The 17,641-nt window shown below is 44.2% G+C and carries 20 protein-coding genes; 16 read left to right on the top strand and 4 right to left on the bottom strand.

All coding sequences use genetic code 11. The features are described from left to right. Positions 1-88: 88 nt before the first annotated feature. The 7 genes from QF041_RS04290 to QF041_RS04260 all read left to right on the top strand — a co-directional run bounded on the left by QF041_RS04290 (position 89) and on the right by QF041_RS04260 (position 6,912). Positions 89-1,009, top strand: coding sequence for a phosphate/phosphite/phosphonate ABC transporter substrate-binding protein (locus tag QF041_RS04290; protein ID WP_307412333.1), 921 nt, complete (start codon positions 89-91; stop codon positions 1,007-1,009). A 30-nt stretch (positions 1,010-1,039) separates the two neighbouring features. Further along, positions 1,040-1,807, top strand: coding sequence for a phosphonate ABC transporter ATP-binding protein (phnC, locus tag QF041_RS04285; RefSeq protein ID WP_307412331.1), 768 nt, complete (start codon positions 1,040-1,042; stop codon positions 1,805-1,807). Positions 1,808-1,875: 68 nt separating this feature from the next. Then, positions 1,876-2,601: a phosphonate ABC transporter, permease protein PhnE gene (gene phnE, locus QF041_RS04280; protein ID WP_307412329.1), complete on the top strand. Its 726-nt coding sequence runs from the start codon at positions 1,876-1,878 to the stop codon at positions 2,599-2,601. Further along, positions 2,598-3,437, top strand: coding sequence for a phosphonate ABC transporter, permease protein PhnE (gene phnE, locus QF041_RS04275; RefSeq protein WP_307412327.1), 840 nt, complete (start codon positions 2,598-2,600; stop codon positions 3,435-3,437). The genes phnE (QF041_RS04280) and phnE (QF041_RS04275) overlap by 4 nt, the downstream gene beginning before the upstream one ends. 47 nt (positions 3,438-3,484) lie before the next feature. Continuing rightward, positions 3,485-4,489: a tyrosine-protein phosphatase gene (locus QF041_RS04270; protein ID WP_307412325.1), complete on the top strand. Its 1,005-nt coding sequence runs from the start codon at positions 3,485-3,487 to the stop codon at positions 4,487-4,489. A 156-nt stretch (positions 4,490-4,645) separates the two neighbouring features. Then, complete coding sequence (locus QF041_RS04265; RefSeq protein WP_237175141.1) at positions 4,646-5,299, top strand: GntR family transcriptional regulator; 654 nt, start codon at positions 4,646-4,648, stop codon at positions 5,297-5,299. Between the two features lie 326 nt (positions 5,300-5,625). After that, positions 5,626-6,912, top strand: coding sequence for a diguanylate cyclase domain-containing protein (locus tag QF041_RS04260; protein ID WP_307412323.1), 1,287 nt, complete (start codon positions 5,626-5,628; stop codon positions 6,910-6,912). Between the two features lie 114 nt (positions 6,913-7,026). Here QF041_RS04260 and map read toward each other — a convergent pair whose 3' ends face one another. Continuing rightward, positions 7,027-7,764 (bottom strand): type I methionyl aminopeptidase, encoded by a 738-nt coding sequence (map, locus tag QF041_RS04255; protein WP_307412321.1) that lies wholly within the window; start codon positions 7,762-7,764, stop codon positions 7,027-7,029. A 436-nt stretch (positions 7,765-8,200) separates the two neighbouring features. Here map and QF041_RS04250 point away from each other — a divergent pair, with 436 nt between their 5' ends. From QF041_RS04250 to QF041_RS04215, 8 genes are all read left to right on the top strand, one after another. Continuing rightward, complete coding sequence (locus tag QF041_RS04250) at positions 8,201-8,401, top strand: cation transporter (RefSeq protein ID WP_047843207.1); 201 nt, start codon at positions 8,201-8,203, stop codon at positions 8,399-8,401. A 29-nt stretch (positions 8,402-8,430) separates the two neighbouring features. Then, positions 8,431-10,869 carry a heavy metal translocating P-type ATPase gene (locus QF041_RS04245; protein WP_307412319.1) on the top strand — a complete coding sequence of 813 codons (2,439 nt, stop codon included), beginning with the start codon at positions 8,431-8,433 and terminating at the stop codon, positions 10,867-10,869. A gap of 27 nt (positions 10,870-10,896) precedes the next feature. Continuing rightward, positions 10,897-11,775, top strand: coding sequence for a hypothetical protein (locus tag QF041_RS04240; protein WP_307412317.1), 879 nt, complete (start codon positions 10,897-10,899; stop codon positions 11,773-11,775). A gap of 16 nt (positions 11,776-11,791) precedes the next feature. Continuing rightward, positions 11,792-12,421, top strand: a complete 630-nt coding sequence (locus QF041_RS04235; protein ID WP_307412314.1) for an NAD(P)/FAD-dependent oxidoreductase — start codon at positions 11,792-11,794, stop codon at positions 12,419-12,421. A 5-nt stretch (positions 12,422-12,426) separates the two neighbouring features. Further along, on the top strand, positions 12,427-12,630 hold the full coding sequence (locus QF041_RS04230) for a heavy-metal-associated domain-containing protein (protein ID WP_307412308.1): 204 nt from the start codon (positions 12,427-12,429) through the stop codon (positions 12,628-12,630). 33 nt (positions 12,631-12,663) lie between these two features. Next, positions 12,664-12,903: a glutaredoxin family protein gene (locus tag QF041_RS04225; RefSeq protein WP_307412305.1), complete on the top strand. Its 240-nt coding sequence runs from the start codon at positions 12,664-12,666 to the stop codon at positions 12,901-12,903. Positions 12,904-12,995: 92 nt separating this feature from the next. After that, positions 12,996-13,229, top strand: coding sequence for a ferredoxin (locus QF041_RS04220; protein WP_307412302.1), 234 nt, complete (start codon positions 12,996-12,998; stop codon positions 13,227-13,229). A gap of 77 nt (positions 13,230-13,306) precedes the next feature. Next, positions 13,307-13,636, top strand: a complete 330-nt coding sequence (locus QF041_RS04215) for a metal-sensitive transcriptional regulator (RefSeq protein ID WP_047843212.1) — start codon at positions 13,307-13,309, stop codon at positions 13,634-13,636. A gap of 366 nt (positions 13,637-14,002) precedes the next feature. On the opposite strand, the gene QF041_RS04210 is transcribed toward QF041_RS04215, so the two are convergent. The 3 genes from QF041_RS04210 to QF041_RS04200 all read right to left on the bottom strand — a co-directional run bounded on the left by QF041_RS04210 (position 14,003) and on the right by QF041_RS04200 (position 16,527). After that, positions 14,003-14,455 (bottom strand): hypothetical protein, encoded by a 453-nt coding sequence (locus QF041_RS04210; RefSeq protein WP_307412298.1) that lies wholly within the window; start codon positions 14,453-14,455, stop codon positions 14,003-14,005. A gap of 41 nt (positions 14,456-14,496) precedes the next feature. Further along, positions 14,497-14,943: a hypothetical protein gene (locus QF041_RS04205; protein ID WP_307412295.1), complete on the bottom strand. Its 447-nt coding sequence runs from the start codon at positions 14,941-14,943 to the stop codon at positions 14,497-14,499. Positions 14,944-15,156: 213 nt separating this feature from the next. Beyond that, positions 15,157-16,527: a TolB family protein gene (locus QF041_RS04200; protein ID WP_307412292.1), complete on the bottom strand. Its 1,371-nt coding sequence runs from the start codon at positions 16,525-16,527 to the stop codon at positions 15,157-15,159. A 147-nt stretch (positions 16,528-16,674) separates the two neighbouring features. Between QF041_RS04200 and QF041_RS04195 the strand changes: the two genes are divergently transcribed. Then, a complete protein-coding gene (locus QF041_RS04195; RefSeq protein WP_307412289.1) occupies positions 16,675-17,598 on the top strand; it encodes a copper amine oxidase N-terminal domain-containing protein in 924 nt (307 codons plus the stop codon). The last annotated feature ends 43 nt before the right edge of the window (positions 17,599-17,641 follow it).

Genomic DNA, 17,641 nt, shown 5'->3' with positions numbered 1-17,641 from the left:
AATCATTCTTCTTACATTCAACTTGTATCCTACTTGTGTACCAGAGAATCCGGTATGGTAGCAACCAAATTTCAGGAGGGTATACATTGTGAAAAATAGTAAACGTAACGGTTATCAAAGCTTGATCCTCTCGCTTGTATTTATGCTTGTCATCCTGTCTGGATGCGGGGCATCAGCAAGTTCAAGCTCCAGTGAAGGCGGAATGCCAGAAGTAATCCGAATCGGTATTATGCCAAGCGAAGAGGGCGAGATGAACCGTTCTCAGGAACAGCTTGCAACAGACATTACTGAAGCAACAGGCATTCCTGCGGAAATTTTTGTAGCTGAAGATTATAACATGGTTATCGAAGCCCTGCGTGCAGGCAAAATTGAAGTTGGACTGATCGGGCCGTTTGGTTACATCATCGCTACGGAAAGAGCCAATGCGAAACTGCTTGTCCGTTCCGAAAGTGATCAACAATCGAATACGGTCATCCTTGTTCGTAAGGACTCTCCATATCAAAGTGTACAGGACCTAAAAGGAAAAGATTTTTTGTTTGCCGATCCGGCATCAACATCAGGCAATCTGTACCCACGTGCCACATTAATGAAAGAGCTAGGTCTTTCCAATAAGGAACTGGATTCCTTTTTCGGCAGTGTAGCGTTCTCCGGTGGACATGACAAATCACTGCTTGCACTGGCAAACGGTAATGCAGATGGGATTGGGACGTCAAGTCTCATGGTGCCGATGATGGCAGAATCAGGACTTATTAAAGAGGAGGATTTCCGCGTGATTGCCGAATCCGATCCGATCGTCGGTGGGGCTCCACTGCTTTATCGTCAAGACTTGCCAGAGGAACTGGTTACACAGCTGCGTGATCTTATGCTGGATTACGATACGAAAAATCCTAAATTCCTGGAAAGTGTCGGCGCAGCCCGTTTTGTAGAAGGCAGTGACAGTGACTTTGATCCAATCCGGGAAGTCGCCAAAGCACTGGATATGTCCCCTGAAGAACTGCTGAAGAAGTAGGATTCAAACTCGAGAGGAGGAGAAATTAAAATGACACTTTTACAGGTGGACGGGTTGTCCAAGGTATATTCCGACGGAACAAAAGCTCTTGATAACTTGAACTTAACAGTTAATGCTGGAGAGTTCGTTGTCGTCATTGGACCGAGCGGAGCCGGGAAGAGCACCTTGTTACGTAGCCTGAACCGAATGATCGAGCCGACAAACGGAAAGATTCAGTTTAAAGGCAGTGAAACTATGGGCATCAAGGGTAAAAAGCTCCGTGAACTCCGCCGTCATATGGGCATGATCTTTCAGGGTTATAACCTGGTCACCCGCGTGTCCGTTCTTAATAACGTGCTGCATGGACGATTAGGCTACATGAATCCGCTGAAAGGGGCACTGGGTCTTTACTCAAAAGCAGATACAGAAGCCGCCAAGTTTATGCTTCACCGTGTTGGTTTACATGAACAGATGTATAAGAGGGCAGATGAACTCAGTGGAGGTCAGCAGCAGAGAGTGGGTATTGCACGTGCACTTTCTCAAAAGCCGGATTTGATATTGGCAGATGAACCCATAGCCAGTCTCGACCCTGCTTCCTCAGAGACGATTATGCATTACTTGTATACGATTTGCAAAGAGGAAGGCATTGCCTGCCTGTGCAATCTGCATCAGGTAGATATCGCGAAGAAATACGCAACCCGTATCATCGGTATCCATAAAGGGTCCAAGGTATTTGACGGGACACCTGATGAACTGACGGAAGATATGATCCGGCTCATATACAACCAGACCAATCCCAAAGTGAAGGAGACAGCCTGACATGAATGCGGCTCAGTTACAATCTGCCCGAAAAATGAAACGCACACAGACGATATTGTTTTTTTATCGTGCTGTTGGCTCTCATCATCTGGTCTTCCATCGGCGCAGAGTTTTCATTTGGAGCTTTGTTCGCAGGGGTAGGAGAGAGCTTCCGATTTATCTTTTTTGATTTTCTTCCACCTGATTTATCTTCACTTTCCCAGTTCATTGAACCTGCCATGCAGACCCTTTATATGAGTGTGGTGGCGATGGTCATCGGGTCGGTTGTAGCAGGAATGTTATCCTTTTTAGCAGCAGCCACGACAAGCCCTCACCCTTACCTTCAGGTATTTGTTCGTGCGGCTACATCACTGTTTCGTAACATTCCGGTAATTATCTGGACGATTCTGCTTGTTGCAGCGTTTGGACTGGGGGCTGTAGTCGGTACGATGTCGCTGATCCTGATCTCCATTGGTATGTTGACTCGTTCCTTTGCCGAGGTGCTTGAAGAAATTGACATGGGACAGGTAGAAGCGGTTCGAGCTGCTGGCGGGAGTTATTTACAAGTGTTGTCCCAAGCCGTGTTTCCACAATTCTTACCCGGGTTTATCGGTTGGAGCTTGTACAACTTCGAAATCAACGTACGCGCTTCTACAATTGTAGGTATGGTTGGAGGCGGTGGTCTCGGATTTATTTTGCAATCCAAATTGAAGTTGTTTCAGTATCAGGAAGCCAGCATGGCCGTGCTACTTGTGCTTGTTATCGTTCTTGTTGTGGAAATGATCACCAATCGCGTAAGGGAGCGAATCATATGAGTATGCGAATGAACGAAGCGAAGCCATCTTTTACGCTGTATACTTCCATACCAGAGCCACCCAAGCCGAAAAGAAACAAGCTGTCCGTGATCGGTCTGCCGCTTATTGCTGTGCTTTTTGTATTCAGTCTCGTTCAGCTGCAGTTCGACTATTCTAAGATGGCCCAAGGCTTTACGAAACTCGGCGGTTACATGGGAACCATGTTTCCACCTGATTTCTCGGCCTGGCGCCATGTCCTGCTCGCTGCTGTAGAATCATTGCAAGTTGCCATTCTTGGCTCAGTGCTGGGGATTGTCGTGGCGTTCTTTCTCTCCTTTTTGGCTGCTAGCAATTTGACACCTCATCCGTTCGTTGCCTGGATCATTCGAAGCGCGGCTTCCTTGCTTCGTGCGATTCCTACGATCGTGTGGGCCCTGATTTTTATCGTATCCGTTGGTCTTGGACCGCTTCCCGGCGTGCTTGCGATTGCCGTCTCTGCGGCAGGCATGCTTGTCAAAGTATTTGCCCAGTCACTGGAGGAAATCGACAAGGGGGTACTCGAAGCGATGCAGTCTACGGGTGCCAGCTGGCTGCAGATTGTCATGCAAGGTATTTTGCCTACCGTGAAGACAGCCTTTATTGCCTGGTGCGTGCTGCAGCTGGAAGGCGGTATTGCCGAATCCACTATACTCGGTGCGGTTGGCGCGGGAGGTATTGGATATGAGATGACTCATGCCATGAAATCCTATAACTTTGCGGCTGCTTTGTTTGTCGGATTGGTCGTTTTCGTCATGGTATTCAGCGTGGAATTTGTGGCAAACCGATACAAAATGAAACTAAAAACACGTCAAAACTAATTCATTCAAATTCATAACGATGAATATCACTTTGAGGAGGAATATCAATGTCAACATCTAATTCACTTTTGAAACAAGGCCCTCAGGTACAGGCTAGGTATAGCGATAATAACGGGATTACGTTAGCCTGGAATATGGAAGAGAACATGGAGGCGGAGGCAGTTTACCATTCTGTTCTACCGGAATTGATTGAATCCAACAGCACACTGCTTGATGTACAAATCGACCCGTCAGGAGCAATATTTACGAGAACGGTGTCTCCAGGCCGAAACTATTATCATGTGAAGTTCACGAATGGGTCGATATCAACCATTAACGATCGCATGATTTACACCGATGGAGTAATTAATTTCCGTGATATGGGCGGTTATCTCACAGAAGATGGTCGTACGACTCGATGGGGAATGCTGCTGCGGTCTGCTGATCTGCATGAGCTTAGTGAGCAGGACCTGCATACGGCCACTGCGCTCGGTATTGACTGGATTTGTGATCTGCGAAGTGATTTTGAAGTAGCTAGCCGTCCAAGCCCAGCCATTGGCCATGCGATCAACACGAATATTCCCTTTATGGCGGAAGCAAGTCCTGAGGAAATGCAGCAGATCGGACATGATCTGCATGCAGGCTACAAAGCGATGATCTTAAATACGGACAAATGTGCACTTATCCTAAATGAACTATTAAAAGAAGAGCGGGATACCTCCTTGTTCCACTGTGCAGCCGGCAAAGACCGGACCGGAGTCGTATGTGCAGTGATCCTTCTCACCTTGGGTGTGCCGCGAGATGTAGTTATTGAAGACTATGAACTGACGAATCTCGCGGTGGACGGACTCATGCAGCGCTTCCTCTCCGGAAGCAACAAGGATTATCAAAAATACATGGATCAAATGCCTGAACTTAAGGGAGTGATTCCGGAAATGATGAAAGCGGCCTTTATCCAAGCGGCACTTGAAGCAATCGACGAGAACTACGGCTCTTTTGAACAGTATCTTAAAGAGGGACTAGGCATTAGTGCAGAGCAAAGGACAGCTCTTCAAAACAAATATCTGGTTTAAAAAAATGGAGTCCAGAAACTGGGATACAGTGTTGGACTCCTTCTTGTCTCAGTCTGGTTGCGTAACTTCTCCTAAGACTGGTAATATAGGATGAAATGTGTAGATCGCATTAAAATTCAAATGAAGTCCTCATCAATGAGAGAAAGGGATTATGATATGAACAAAATATCGCTTGTCGATACAGCATACATGATGCTTCGTGAGCGAATGGTTTGCGGTGAATTAATGCCCGAAACCCTGCTTTCAGAGAACGAATTGGCGGAGGAGTATCAAATGAGCCGTACACCAATCCGTCATGCCATTGCTCGCCTTGAATCAGAAGGTTATGTGACTTCTCTCAAAAATCGTGGTGTATTGGTCAAGGATGTAGGCGGTAAGGAATTTCTTGATCTGATTGAACAGATTCAATCCATGCTTTTTTACTCTTTCGAAATGATGAAAAACCCGAACCGAGAGATCTACTTAAATCTTGAATCACTTGCAGCTCATGTTGAGATCCAGCGGACCGCCGAGAAAAGGAATGACTATGCCTTATACACCGAACATCATTTTCTTTTCATGCGCGAGATCGTTGAATCCTTGAACAATGGCGTAATGCTGAACACATTTGACTCCTTTCGGGATAAACTTTACATGTACTCCATCGTCCGCTTCAAGCGAACTCCGCATATCAAGCACTACAGTGCAATCGGAATTAATCGGGATACGCTGCACGCATTATCCAATAATGATTATAAGGCAGCTCAAGAGGTTGTGTTATCTCTCATTCCTATAACCAGAGAACGCATGCTTGTTACAGGGCAATTTTAATTTTGAAGTTAGTCGGTGGATTGTTAACGTCAATTCTGCTGAACTAAAAAGCAGCTGCCTTAACGGGCAGCTTATTTTGTAAGGGCGGACGGTATGGACGCCAATCTTTTTAAAAGCGTCACACGATTAGCCATTATTGTACATATAACAGCCAAAGTCGTTCCTTAATGGATCGGCCTTTTTACATTGGAGGAATTGAAGTGATCAGCAGTAGAAGACGTGCGATTGGATAATTTTAGTAATATTAAATGAAAACAAAATTTGCTAAAATATTGTATAGTTATTCTACCAATTTAGCCATTCTAGCGGAGGATTGATCGGAAAGTATGAAAGAGTTTTTGAGCGAGCAGTCCATTGAGGCATTTAGATCAATCATAAATCACAATCCAGATGCCACTTTTATCGTTTCGAACGAAGGAACGATCGTAGAAGTAAATGAAGGAGTTACAGAGTGTTTAGGGTTTCAAAAGAAAGAAATCATGGGTTCCTCCTACAAAGATCTCTTTTGTCAACATCAGCTTGATTTGATCAGTCAATATTTTTCGGAAGTCTTAAAGGGTGCATCCTGTCAATATGTTGCCGAAGCCCATCATAAAAATGGAGAAATTGTTTATTTGCAAATTAAGCAAGTTCCTTTGTTTTTTGAAGGTAAGGTAAATGGGATCTTTGGAGTAGCTAAAAACATTACTGAGTACAGGCAGCTGCTTAAGGCTTTGAAAGAAAGCGAAGAGCGCTATCGACTCTTAGCCGATAACTCCCTCGATCTGATCCAGCTGATCAACCTGGATGGCATTGTGGAGTATGCCTCTCCTTCTCATAAAATGGTGCTTGGCTTCGATCCAAAAGAATATATAGGTAAATGGGTATTCTACCAACCAAATGGAGATGTGGACGATAAGTTTCGTACAGTATTTATGAGTATGTTGCTTTTGAGAAAGCCGTTTACCTACGAAATAAAGCGACAGCATGAACAGGGCTATCCTGTATGGCTGGAGATGAAAGGGACACCAATGTTCGACGAGGATGGTGATTTTAAAAACATGATGCTCGTGGGAAGAGAAATTACAGAGCGGAAAAAGTACCAAGTTCAACTGGAACAATTAAGTTATCATGATGCACTTACCGGTGCCCCTAACCGGAGATATCTCAATAAAATGCTCAGCGATGCTTTAAGTGAAGCAACGACAAGCGTTGGCCAGCTAGCCGTCATGTTTGCGGATCTAGACAATTTTAAACAGATCAATGATACATTAGGTCATGATGCGGGGGATGAATTGTTACGGCAATTTGTAAAGCGAGCAGGAGCTTGCCTTCAAGAACACGATGTCCTGGCCAGAATGGGTGGTGACGAATTCGTCTTTGTACTTCCTCATGTCAAATCCTCCTCAGAACTCAGCCTTTTGGCGGAAAACATCTTAGAAACATTGCAGCTCCCTTGGATACTCGACGGGAAGGAGCTCTATACAACTTCAAGCATCGGTATTGCCTTTTATGAAGAAGACGATTCAGTAAAAGAACTGCTTCAGAAAGCAGATGCAGCACTTTATCTTGCCAAAGCGGAAGGCAAAAATACATATCGCATCTACTCATTTCGTGACTTGTCAATGCGCTGAAACTGAAAAAATGATATACCTGCTGCAACAGCGTAATACTTGTTAGACGGGGCTTGAGTAGCATAATTATTCCATTGTGAAGTCGACCAATTCATTGGTCGACTTCTTTTTTTTCTATTGCGCGGTCAGAATTTGTGGACCTTCAGCTGTGATGGCGATCGTGTGCTCGTATTGAGCGGCAAGCTTGTTGTCCATCGTCCGTGCGGTCCAGCCGTCAGAATCAAGTGTCATGAAGTAGGTGCCTTCGGTGATCATGGGCTCAATCGTGAACACCATACCCTCCTTGATACGGAGGCCTTTTCCGGGATTGCCTACATGCATATATGTTGGCTCCTCGTGCAGGTCACGGCCGATGCCATGGGCTAGAAGGTCGCGCACGACACCGAAGCCGTGCGATTCCGCATGCCGTTGAATCGCGCTTGTTACATCGCCTAGTCGATTGCCGGGCTGCGCCTGCTTGATGCCCAGGTCAAGACATTCCTTTGTGACGCGCATCAACTTCTCGGCCGTCGGTGAGATTTGCCCAACCGCATAGCTCCAGGCCGAATCGCCGAGCCAGCCGTCTAGCTCCGCGACAGTGTCGATCGTCACAATATCGCCTTCCTCAAGTGGCTTATTGCTAGGGAAGCCATGTGCGATTACGTCGTTGACGGAGGCACAAGTCGCATATGGATAGCCCTTGTATCCCTTTTGGTATGGCTTGGCGCCGTGCTTCAAAATACTGTCCTCGAATATGCGCTCAATCTCATTGGTTGTGATGCCCGGTTTGATGAGTGGGGCAATTGTACGATGGCATTCGGAATTGCCCGCATAGTAGTGGACCCCACAGCAACCGACCAGCACGGCAAGCATATGGTCGACGCTGTCGTTGAAAAGAAGAATTAGGCCGCAATAATAAAGTTGTAGACCGGACGCAGGCGTTAAGCTAACTGGAAAACATTAGATCAATAAAATGAAGAAGACAGCCGACCAACGTGATCGGCTGCCTTCTTCATTTAACGGACAGATTAGTTCGAAGTAATAGGATAAATGTCGGGGGACAAGAACATGGTCCGATTACCAATCAGCGTATAACTAATCGGTTCTTCTCTCCATAAATTCATTGAGCTAACGAGAAAGATAGTGAATATAGGGTATAGGGGTATAAAAAGATGTTGACTAATATAGGGTAGGGGGGTATAGTATTGAACAAGAGCTCGATGAGACCTGAAAACTGGCCTCGAGAGTTTAGCCCATCGTTTAGGTCAAACTAAACCAAAAAATCACCCACAAGAAGGGACGAAATAAGATGAAAAACATTGTATTGAACGTACAAGGTATGAGCTGCCAACATTGTGTAAACTCCATCGAAGGTGCTCTGAAAGAAATTGGAGTGAGTGGCAAGGTGAATCTCAGTGATGATTCGGTTGAAGCGACGTATGATGAAAATCAAGTCTCCTTGGAGCAAATAAAAGAAGTTATTGAAGAACAAGGCTACGAAGTAGCGTAAGTAATGGACGATGAGGGGAGTGAGTTATTGTGGCAACAACAGCGGCTCAGACGAAACAGTCGAGTATACAAATTACAGGTATGACCTGTGCAGCTTGTGCAAACAAAATTGAAAAAGGCCTCGGCAAAATGGACGGGGTCACATCAGCGAATGTTAACTTCGCTTTGGAAAAAGCAAGTGTAACGTATGATCCCACGAAAGTGGAAATGAAAGAACTTGAGGGAAAAATCAAAAAACTTGGATATGGTTCCGTTTCAGAGGTTGCGCAATTCAATCTTGAAGGCATGACCTGTGCAGCATGTGCGAACAAAATTGAAAAAGGCCTGAATAAGTTGCCCGGCGTTACTAACGCTTCAGTAAACTTCGCCATGGAAACGGCCCGAGTTGAATTTTCCCCGGGTGAAGTTTCCATCGAAGACATGAAAAACAAGGTGGAAAAACTCGGTTATACGGCGATCGTCAAACAAGATGGTACCAGTAATGGTGCAAGTGACCATCGTGCTAAAGAACTGAGTAATCAAAAACGGAAATTACTGATTTCGGCGATTCTTTCCTTGCCGTTGTTGTGGACTATGGTAGGTCACTTCTCGTTCACTTCATGGATCTATGTACCGGAATTGTTTATGAATCCGTGGTTCCAACTAATTCTGGCTACACCAGTACAATTTTATATTGGTAGACAGTTCTATGTGGGTGCGTATAAGGCTCTCCGAAACAGGAGTGCCAACATGGATGTGTTGGTATCACTTGGTACCTCTGCAGCCTACTTCTATAGTTTGTATTTAACCATTCAATGGTCGAGTATGGTTGAAGGGATGCATCATGGTCCATCCCTCTATTATGAAACGAGTGCGGTCCTTATTACATTGGTTCTTATGGGTAAATTGTTTGAATCACTTGCGAAAGGCCGAACATCAGAGGCAATTAAATCACTGATGAGTCTGCAGGCGAAGACGGCATTAGTGGTTCGGGATGGCAAAGAACTTACCATTCCAGTGGATGAAGTCATTGTAGGAGATGTTGTCCTTATTCGCCCAGGAGATAAAGTTCCTGTAGACGGAGAGGTGCTGGAAGGGATCTCATCTGTAGATGAATCCATGCTTACGGGTGAAAGCCTTCCAGTAGAGAAAAAAGTCGGAGATGCTGTGATTGGAGCTACGATTAATAAAAACGGTATTCTTCGGATTAAAGCAACCAAAGTAGGTAAAGAAACCGCTCTTGCACAAATTATTAAGGTTGTTGAAGAAGCTCAGGGATCAAAAGCACCAATTCAGCGGGTAGCCGATGTGATCTCGGGCATATTCGTCCCGATCGTTGTAGGGATTGCAATAGTTGCTTTTGTGGTTTGGTACTTCTGGGTTACACCAGGTGATTTTGCAGGTTCGTTAGAAAAAGCAATTGCGATTCTTGTTATCGCATGTCCTTGTGCACTTGGACTTGCAACCCCAACATCCATTATGGCGGGGTCTGGCCGTTCGGCTGAACTAGGGGTGTTGTTCAAAGGCGGGGAACATCTGGAGCAGACGCATAAAATTGATGCGATCCTTTTGGATAAAACTGGTACTGTTACAAAAGGTAAACCTGAATTGACTGACGTCGTCGCTCTTGGCAATGAAAATGAATTCCTGAAACTTGTTGGAGCTGCAGAGAAAAATTCTGAGCATCCACTTGCAGAAGCCATTGTTGTGGGCATCCAGGAACGAAATATCGAACTACCAGGAACACAATCCTTTGAAGCATTTCCGGGTTTCGGAATCCAGGCAATGGTTGAAGGTAAACAGCTACTCGTGGGTACACGTCGACTGATGGAAAAGTATAATATCGATGCAAAAGCAGCTTATCATTCGATGTCACGTTTGGAAGAAGCGGGCAAAACTGCGATGCTGGTTGCCATTGATGGGCAGTATGCAGGTATGGTCGCTGTAGCAGACACGATTAAAGAAACTTCGAAAGCTGCAGTGAGCCGTCTGAAAGAAATGGGCATTCAGGTCATTATGATTACAGGTGACAATGAACGGACGGCAAAAGCCATCGCTGCTCAAGTAGGTATTGACCACGTTCGTGCAGAGGTCTTACCTGAAGGAAAAGCGGAAGAAGTGAAAAAACTGCAATCACAAGGTAAAAAAGTGGCCATGGTTGGCGATGGTATCAACGATGCACCCGCTTTGGCAACTGCAGATATTGGTATGGCGATTGGCACGGGGACAGATGTAGCGATGGAAGCGGCTGATGTAACACTCATGCGCGGCGATCTATCCAGTATTCCTGATGCTATCTACATGAGTCGTAAGACCATGCGCAACATTAAGCAAAACTTGTTCTGGGCACTTGGTTACAACACCTTAGGCATTCCTATTGCAGCTATCGGTCTGTTAGCACCATGGGTTGCAGGCGCAGCGATGGCCTTGAGTTCGGTATCCGTCGTTCTAAACGCCCTGCGATTGCAACGCGTAAAAGTACGTCACTAGTCAAGTACTAGAATAGGAGCGAACATAATGATGATGAGGAGTAAAAAAATCATGCTAATGTTAACCGGTGTTTTAGCTTTTGGTGTGTTGTCTGCTTGCGGAACCCCTAAAGAAAGTGCACATACAGATGGACATGGTGGTATGAATCATACTGAGATGAATTCTGAAACTGAAGGTGCGAGTCATGTTCATGCAGGGCCTCATGCTGATTCAACAGCAAGTACCCTTAAAGCCTCGTTCTCCTTTGCATCAGATGTGAAGGCCAATGAAAATTCGCATCTGACAATCCAAATCACGGACGCCGATGGAAATCCGGTTAATGAATTTGAAATGGGCCACGAAAAACGAATGCACCTTATCGTCGTGAGTAAAGATCTTTCTTACTTTAATCACATTCATCCTGATTATAAAGGCGATGGGAAGTTTGCGATTGAAACTTCATTTCCAGCCGGTGGCGAATACAAAATCCTTGCCGACTTTGTTCCAAAAGGTGGAGCGAGTACTACACTCAGTGAATGGGTGAACGTTGGGGGTTCAGAAAAAGCCCAAGAACCTGTTCAAGCGGATTCCAATCTTGTAAAAGAAGTGGATGGTAAAAAAATCGAACTTTCATTGAGTAGCACAAAGGCCAATGAAGACGTAAATCTGACCTTTAATATCATGGATGCGAAAACGGACGAAGGGATTAATAATCTGGAACAATACCTCGGTGCTGTAGGTCATGTTGTTATCCTTTCTGAGGATGCAGAGCAATATCTGCATGTTCATCCAACAGAGGAAAAGGCAACAGGTCCAAAAGCGGAATTTATGACCTCCTTCCCGCATAGCGGAATCTATAAAATCTGGGGCCAATTCCAACATGATGGGGAAGTCTTTACAGTACCTTTCGTCGTAGTTGTAAAGTGAGTAGAGAGGTATGAGCATGGGAGATAAAATTAAAATAGCGATTAGTCCAGCAATCCAACTTGGTGGAAGCTTATTCACTCCGGAGCAACTAGTTAAAATTGGCGAGATTATTGCTCCAGATTCAAAAGTGGAGATGACACCCTTTAAGCAACTCTACGCAGAAGTATCGATTGAACAACGAGATCAGATCAAAAATAAACTTGAAGATCACGGTCTTGAAATAAACCCTGCAGGATTTGTAACCAAAAGTCTTATCGCTTGCAACTTTTGTAGAGGTGCAGAAGAAGCAGGCATGGAAACAGCCAAAAATTTAAATCAAGCCATTTCCGGTATCGATACGCCTACACCACTCAAGATTGGATATGCTGGATGCGCCTTAGGCACTAGTGAACCATTGATTAAGGATATTGGGATCGTAAAGATGCGCGATAAGTTCGATGTTTATGTTGGTGGCGAGTCGAAGGGGCTTAAACCCTCCTTCGCCAAGCTACTACATTCCGGATTAATGGAGGATCAGCTTATTCCTTTCGTTACCGCAATTATTGATTATTATAAGATACATGCGAAAGGCAAAGAAAAGTTCAGCAAATTCGTTAATCGAATGACACTGGAAAACTTGAAGTCTATGACGCTTGAAAGGGGGTGAAAAAAGTGAAAGAAGCAACTGTAAAAATTCAAGGTATGTCTTGCCGTTCTTGTGTATCTAAAATTGAAGGTGCAATTAGCGCTCTTGGCGCTGAAGGCCACGTAAATTTTGAACAAGGAACAGTAGAAGTTCGATTTGACGATTCTAAAGTTCAAATCGCTGAAATTGAAGAAGCGATCCGTAGAAAAGGATATAACGTCGGAGCGTAATATATATTGAAATACAAGGGAGAGTAATTGGGCATGACGGAATCCATTCAGATTTATTCAATCCCAACCTGTAGCGATTGCAATTATGCTAAACGTTACTTTAAAGAGCGTGAGCTTCCCTATACGGATTACAATTGTGAAGAAGATAGCAAGTACGCTGAGGAAGTCTGGAAGTTGACTGGCAAACAGGTTGTACCAACCATTGTCATTGGAGATAAGGTCTTTGTAGGCTTTGCCGAAAATCTTACTGAAATCAGTGAGTTAGTAAAGTAACTCTTATGACCCCGGTCAACTTTCGACCGGGGTTATTCTTAATAGAAATAGCCCTTTGACTGATGTATCGTTGTAGGAGGGGAGGGTATAATATGTCTAAATATACTTGTATAGATAAAGATACTTGCATCGCTTGTGGTGCATGTGGAGCAGTGGCGCCTGAGATTTTTGGTTATGATGATGAGGGTTTGGCACATGTGATTTTTGAAGGAGACGACAACCGCGGTATGTCACTAATAGGTCCGGGTTGGCTGGAAGACTTACAAGATGCAGTAGATGGTTGCCCAACCGATTCGATCTTGGTTGATGACAAGCCGTTCTCTTAGCACGTACCATGATACTTCTTGCTCCCTTTACATAGGGTAGGGGGGGATGGTAATGTGTAATAAAGGAGTTGATCTACTTGGATGATACGATACTTGAGGCCGCCTCATGTGACCATACATCTTCAAACGAACGGAAAAGCCATCATTCGGAGAGTACGAAGCGAAAATTAATTAGCCGGTTGAATCGGATTGAAGGGCAAGTGCGTGGAGTAAAAGGAATGATTGAGAAGGATACGTATTGTGATGACGTGTTGCACCAAATTGCCTCCATTCAATCCGCGTTGAATGGAGTAGGAAAGCAGCTTTTGGAACATCATATGAAAAGCTGTGTCATTGAACGCATTTCAGAAGGCGATCACAAAGTTTTGGATGAACTGATGATAACTGTAAATAAGTTAATTAAATAAGTTAGAATCAGGGAGATACCCTCTTGTTTTATTCAGGCAAATGGCCCATCCAGGGTTACATCAACGTTATTTATTATGGCTAGTGATGAAAAAATGTCGGGAACAAGAACATGTTCCCGTTGAAGTCGCTATTTTAGCGGCTTTTTTTGTTTTATCGGTACAAGTTCGTGTACCGATCCAAGGACAAAGGTTATGCGGGGAGTCGTCACATCAATTGACAAGCCAAACAGGAGAATCAAGATTGTTCGGGCAGAAGAGGATTACAGTTGGCCTAAATAAAGGGAAAGCCCATGAATTAATGAGCTTTCCCTTTATTACGTGTAATCAGCAAAAGAGAAAAGTTGATCCTCAATTAACTCATAGCTATTAATCATTGGAATACACTGTAGCATTGAAACTTTCGGGTCCCAGGCGAACGTTGTTAACACTGAAGCTTGGATTATAGGTGAATGTAGCGTACGCAGAATAAATAAGTTGACCATTTCCAGGGGGAGGCACATTGTAATCAGAACCAGTAAAACTGAATACGCAAGGACTGAAAAATTCATTGGCCAGAACGATTGTGCCCGCACGATAAACAAGCTGCTGTGAACTGCTCAATCCTCGGTACACTTCTATGACAAGTTCCCCGTTAACAGGAAGCTGATCGGCGGTAATTTCGATAATACCCGAAAAAAGCGTCCGTATGACCATTCCTGGATTATTTACTTGTAGTCCAACCTGCGCGAATAATTGTGGTACTCCATTCGTGAAGCTGGGTGTTAAAATGTTCTGTCCGTTGGAGCCTTGGGAAGTCCGTGCATCTAAGGTTTTGACCATTTGATATCCTCCTTCCCTAGAGATTCATATAGAAATTGAAGTTAATCGTCGCTATATGCGACAGCATTAAAGCATTCCGGTCCAAGACGGGTAGCCTGTTCCATCCCGGATGCCGGCACAAATGTTGCATAGCAAGAATAGATTAATTGTCCATTTAAAGGAGCAGGCACATTGTAATCTGAACCTTCGAAACTTGCGAGTATAGTGTTGGTGGAAGTGAATATAGGCTGGGAAACGACATAAATAGGTTGGCCTGTATTAGTGGCCCCCCTGAAGATTTCCAGTCGAATTGTAGAGGGCAACGAAGATAAACTGGCCACTGAGAATCGATAAGTCCCATTAAACTGAGTACGGATGAGCGGTCCTGGATTAACAATGTTGAGTCCCACGATCCCAAGCAGGGTAGGTGTGTTTGATGGAAGTGGAATGTTGAGTGGAGTAATGCCCGTGGAGGCGAGAGAAGTACGAGCGTCAAGTGTACGAACCATTTTCATTCCTCCAATCTATTATACTGAAATATCGTATGTTACTGATTCGAAAGAGTTTTCCGCTTATTGGAAAGAAGTTACAGTCCTAAAGTAACAACAGTTATTTTTGTTACAGCTCCTGAATCAACTCCAATGAGTCCTCAAAACAAAAGACCTATTTCTCAAACACAAATATCCCAAATAAAAATAATTTATGGAGACCTATTCAACGTATTAACTTTGATAGTTAAAAGTAAGTGTCTTTCCCAGTGAAATCAAGTGATTTTGATCAGCCCATAAGATGAAATATGAATACGTATTTCCTTGAATCACAACGGGAGCAGGATATTTTACAATAAGTGCCGCCTGATTTCTCATTTCCACGGGTTGGTCTTCCGAAGGAAATATGAAACAGGCTTCTTGTGCTTGAATAACAGCAGGGAAAATTCGGGGGTTTGCCCCATAGGGTTTCAACATATGAAAAGCTTCCGCTCTGCATACCTCGTGAATTCCTTCCTCAGAAGAGATCGCGGATATCTGAAAAAATCCGTCCGCTCCTTCGAATCGTTCTTCGGTAACTTTGTGCCAGCTTCGCGGATAATAGAAAGATACCTTGTATACCTGATTCAAATATAATCCATACGGATGAACATCATGCACTCGTGGTGACCATCTAAGAGCTGTAATCCACCGTGCTTCAACAATTTTGATCGGATTATTAGGGTTTCTTATATCAATAATCCACATTTCGGTTGCTTGTTCTTGATTATTGCATCCTGATAAGTAAGCGATTCGGTTCCCATCCGGCGACCAACTTAAAGGGGTAGAGAAGCAGGTGGATACCGCCCATGTTTTTTGTTGCCCTCCAACTCGGCTGTCGGTCTGGATTAAAGAAACATATTGATTATCCACGAAGTCGGTGGCACTGTATGCGATGAGTGAAGAGTCCGGGGACCATTCGGGGAAATAGTTTTTCGCCTGAGGGCCACCATTAAGTTGGTAGCTTGCTCCTGTTGTCAGGTTAACCGTTGTAATCAAGGAAATGCTGGCTCCTGGGGATGTATATAGGACAAACTCTCCGTTAGGTGATATTCTGACATTGTGGAGAGGCCCCTCCGTATTTTGAGTTAATTGCTGTTTGTTCATGCCATCTCGGTTAATTTTATATAGTTGTGTATTGCCTGCTTCATCCGGAGCTGCAAACAGGAGAGCCTCTCCTGAAGGAAACCACTGGACATCGGTGGCTCCTTGTTGAACGATTGAACCGCTGGCATGGGAGTTGATATTGTAGATCACAATCCGTCCGTTTTTTACATAACTCAAGTATAGACTATCCGGCGACCAGCTCAGTAAAGTATAAGGGTCAATTTGATCAATTTGTGCCCATGCCCTGCTGTCTAGATTGAATACATACACAATATTTTTCTTGCCGATAAAGGCGATGTTCCGGACATCTGGCGACCAATACGGAATTGTATATGCCTCACCAAGATCCTGGGTTAGCTTAATGGTCTGACCTGTTAAAGGTTGATAAAGCCAAATGTCGTACGAACCACCCCCAACATTTGAAGTAAAAAGGATCGCTTCACGATAAGCAAAATTCATATTTGATGCCGCCCTTCAGGTTTGATTTCACTACAATGTATTCAAGAAAAGGAGATAGGCGAATTATTCGTAAAATTCCTATCAGAAAGTATTTATTCTGCCGATAATGAAGGAGCATATATTTTTTTACTTCAGGAGGAATCGTCAATGAAAAAAACAGTCATCTTGCTAACCAGTCTGGCGCTAATGCTTGCCACCGCCGCAGGCACAACCTCAGCCAAACCGGGAAACACTCCACCCGGACAATCAGGTAAAGAGGTATCGTCAAAAGCACCCAAAGACAAAGAAACTCCAATTGAGGAGAAACAGACCGAGGAAGTCGAGTCTGCTGAAACGGTCAGCCCTGAAGATGACAAAGTTAAGGATTCTTCAACATTGGAGACAGAGAATATAACCGATCCAACCGAACCCAAGAAAAAAGGCTCCAAAGGATACAAAGGTTTGCTAAATGCTATTCAACATGTGGAAGATAAACCGGCAGGTGCTGTACTAGCCGATATTTTGCTTACAAAATATGCGACTGAGCTGACGGACGAACAAATTAAAGAACTTGAAGCCATCCTTGAAAAGGACAAGGCGTTGGAAACTGCAGCAGAAATGCTCGAAAAAAACGGTAGTGTGACTGACGCGGTGTATTTGCAGGAAGAGGCCATTAAAGCCAATTTTAAAAACCTGGACCTGTACAAAACAATGGGAAAACTCAATGAAAAGGCGGGTAAAAAGAATGGGGTGAAGCTGTATGTGAACGGGGAAGCTTCTGACTCCGAACCTTTTGTCAAAAAGGGCAACACGTTTGTTCCTTTTCGCGCCATAGCTGAGTCTTTGAAAGCCGAAGTGGCATGGAATCCCGAAGAACGCTCCATCATTGTCACGAAGGATGGGGTGAGCATTAAACTTGTGGTTGACAGTAAGACTGCAACAGTTAATGGCAAAAACGTCTCTTTGGATGCGCCAGCCACTATCACAAAAGGCAGTACTTATGTACCCGTACGTTTCATAAGTGAGGCATTGGATGCAACCGTGCAATGGGAAGAAGAAAGTAAAACCGTCGTTGTTTATGAAGAAGAATAATATTGGATGAATGATTAAAATTCGACTTAAAAAGCGTTTAAGA

The sequence above is a fragment of the Paenibacillus sp. W2I17 genome (assembly GCF_030815985.1).
GTDB lineage: Bacteria > Bacillota > Bacilli > Paenibacillales > Paenibacillaceae > Paenibacillus.
Note: the sequence above shows the minus strand (reverse complement) of the source record. Positions and strands in the feature narration are given on the sequence as shown.

Excerpts from the sequence above, each read along its gene's own strand:
- phnC (WP_307412331.1), top strand. The coding sequence starts at position 1,040 with ATGACACTTTTACAGGTGGACGGGTTGTCCAAGGTATATTCCGACGGA.
- phnE (WP_307412327.1), top strand. The coding sequence starts at position 2,598 with ATGAGTATGCGAATGAACGAAGCGAAGCCATCTTTTACGCTGTATACT.
- QF041_RS04270 (WP_307412325.1), top strand. The coding sequence starts at position 3,485 with ATGTCAACATCTAATTCACTTTTGAAACAAGGCCCTCAGGTACAGGCT.
- QF041_RS04265 (WP_237175141.1), top strand. The coding sequence starts at position 4,646 with ATGAACAAAATATCGCTTGTCGATACAGCATACATGATGCTTCGTGAG.
- QF041_RS04260 (WP_307412323.1), top strand. The coding sequence starts at position 5,626 with ATGAAAGAGTTTTTGAGCGAGCAGTCCATTGAGGCATTTAGATCAATC.
- map (WP_307412321.1), bottom strand. The coding sequence starts at position 7,764 with ATGCTTGCCGTGCTGGTCGGTTGCTGTGGGGTCCACTACTATGCGGGC.
- QF041_RS04250 (WP_047843207.1), top strand. The coding sequence starts at position 8,201 with ATGAAAAACATTGTATTGAACGTACAAGGTATGAGCTGCCAACATTGT.
- QF041_RS04240 (WP_307412317.1), top strand. The coding sequence starts at position 10,897 with ATGATGATGAGGAGTAAAAAAATCATGCTAATGTTAACCGGTGTTTTA.
- QF041_RS04235 (WP_307412314.1), top strand. The coding sequence starts at position 11,792 with ATGGGAGATAAAATTAAAATAGCGATTAGTCCAGCAATCCAACTTGGT.
- QF041_RS04225 (WP_307412305.1), top strand. The coding sequence starts at position 12,664 with ATGACGGAATCCATTCAGATTTATTCAATCCCAACCTGTAGCGATTGC.
- QF041_RS04220 (WP_307412302.1), top strand. The coding sequence starts at position 12,996 with ATGTCTAAATATACTTGTATAGATAAAGATACTTGCATCGCTTGTGGT.
- QF041_RS04210 (WP_307412298.1), bottom strand. The coding sequence starts at position 14,455 with ATGGTCAAAACCTTAGATGCACGGACTTCCCAAGGCTCCAACGGACAG.
- QF041_RS04205 (WP_307412295.1), bottom strand. The coding sequence starts at position 14,943 with ATGGTTCGTACACTTGACGCTCGTACTTCTCTCGCCTCCACGGGCATT.
- QF041_RS04200 (WP_307412292.1), bottom strand. The coding sequence starts at position 16,527 with ATGAATTTTGCTTATCGTGAAGCGATCCTTTTTACTTCAAATGTTGGG.
- QF041_RS04195 (WP_307412289.1), top strand. The coding sequence starts at position 16,675 with ATGAAAAAAACAGTCATCTTGCTAACCAGTCTGGCGCTAATGCTTGCC.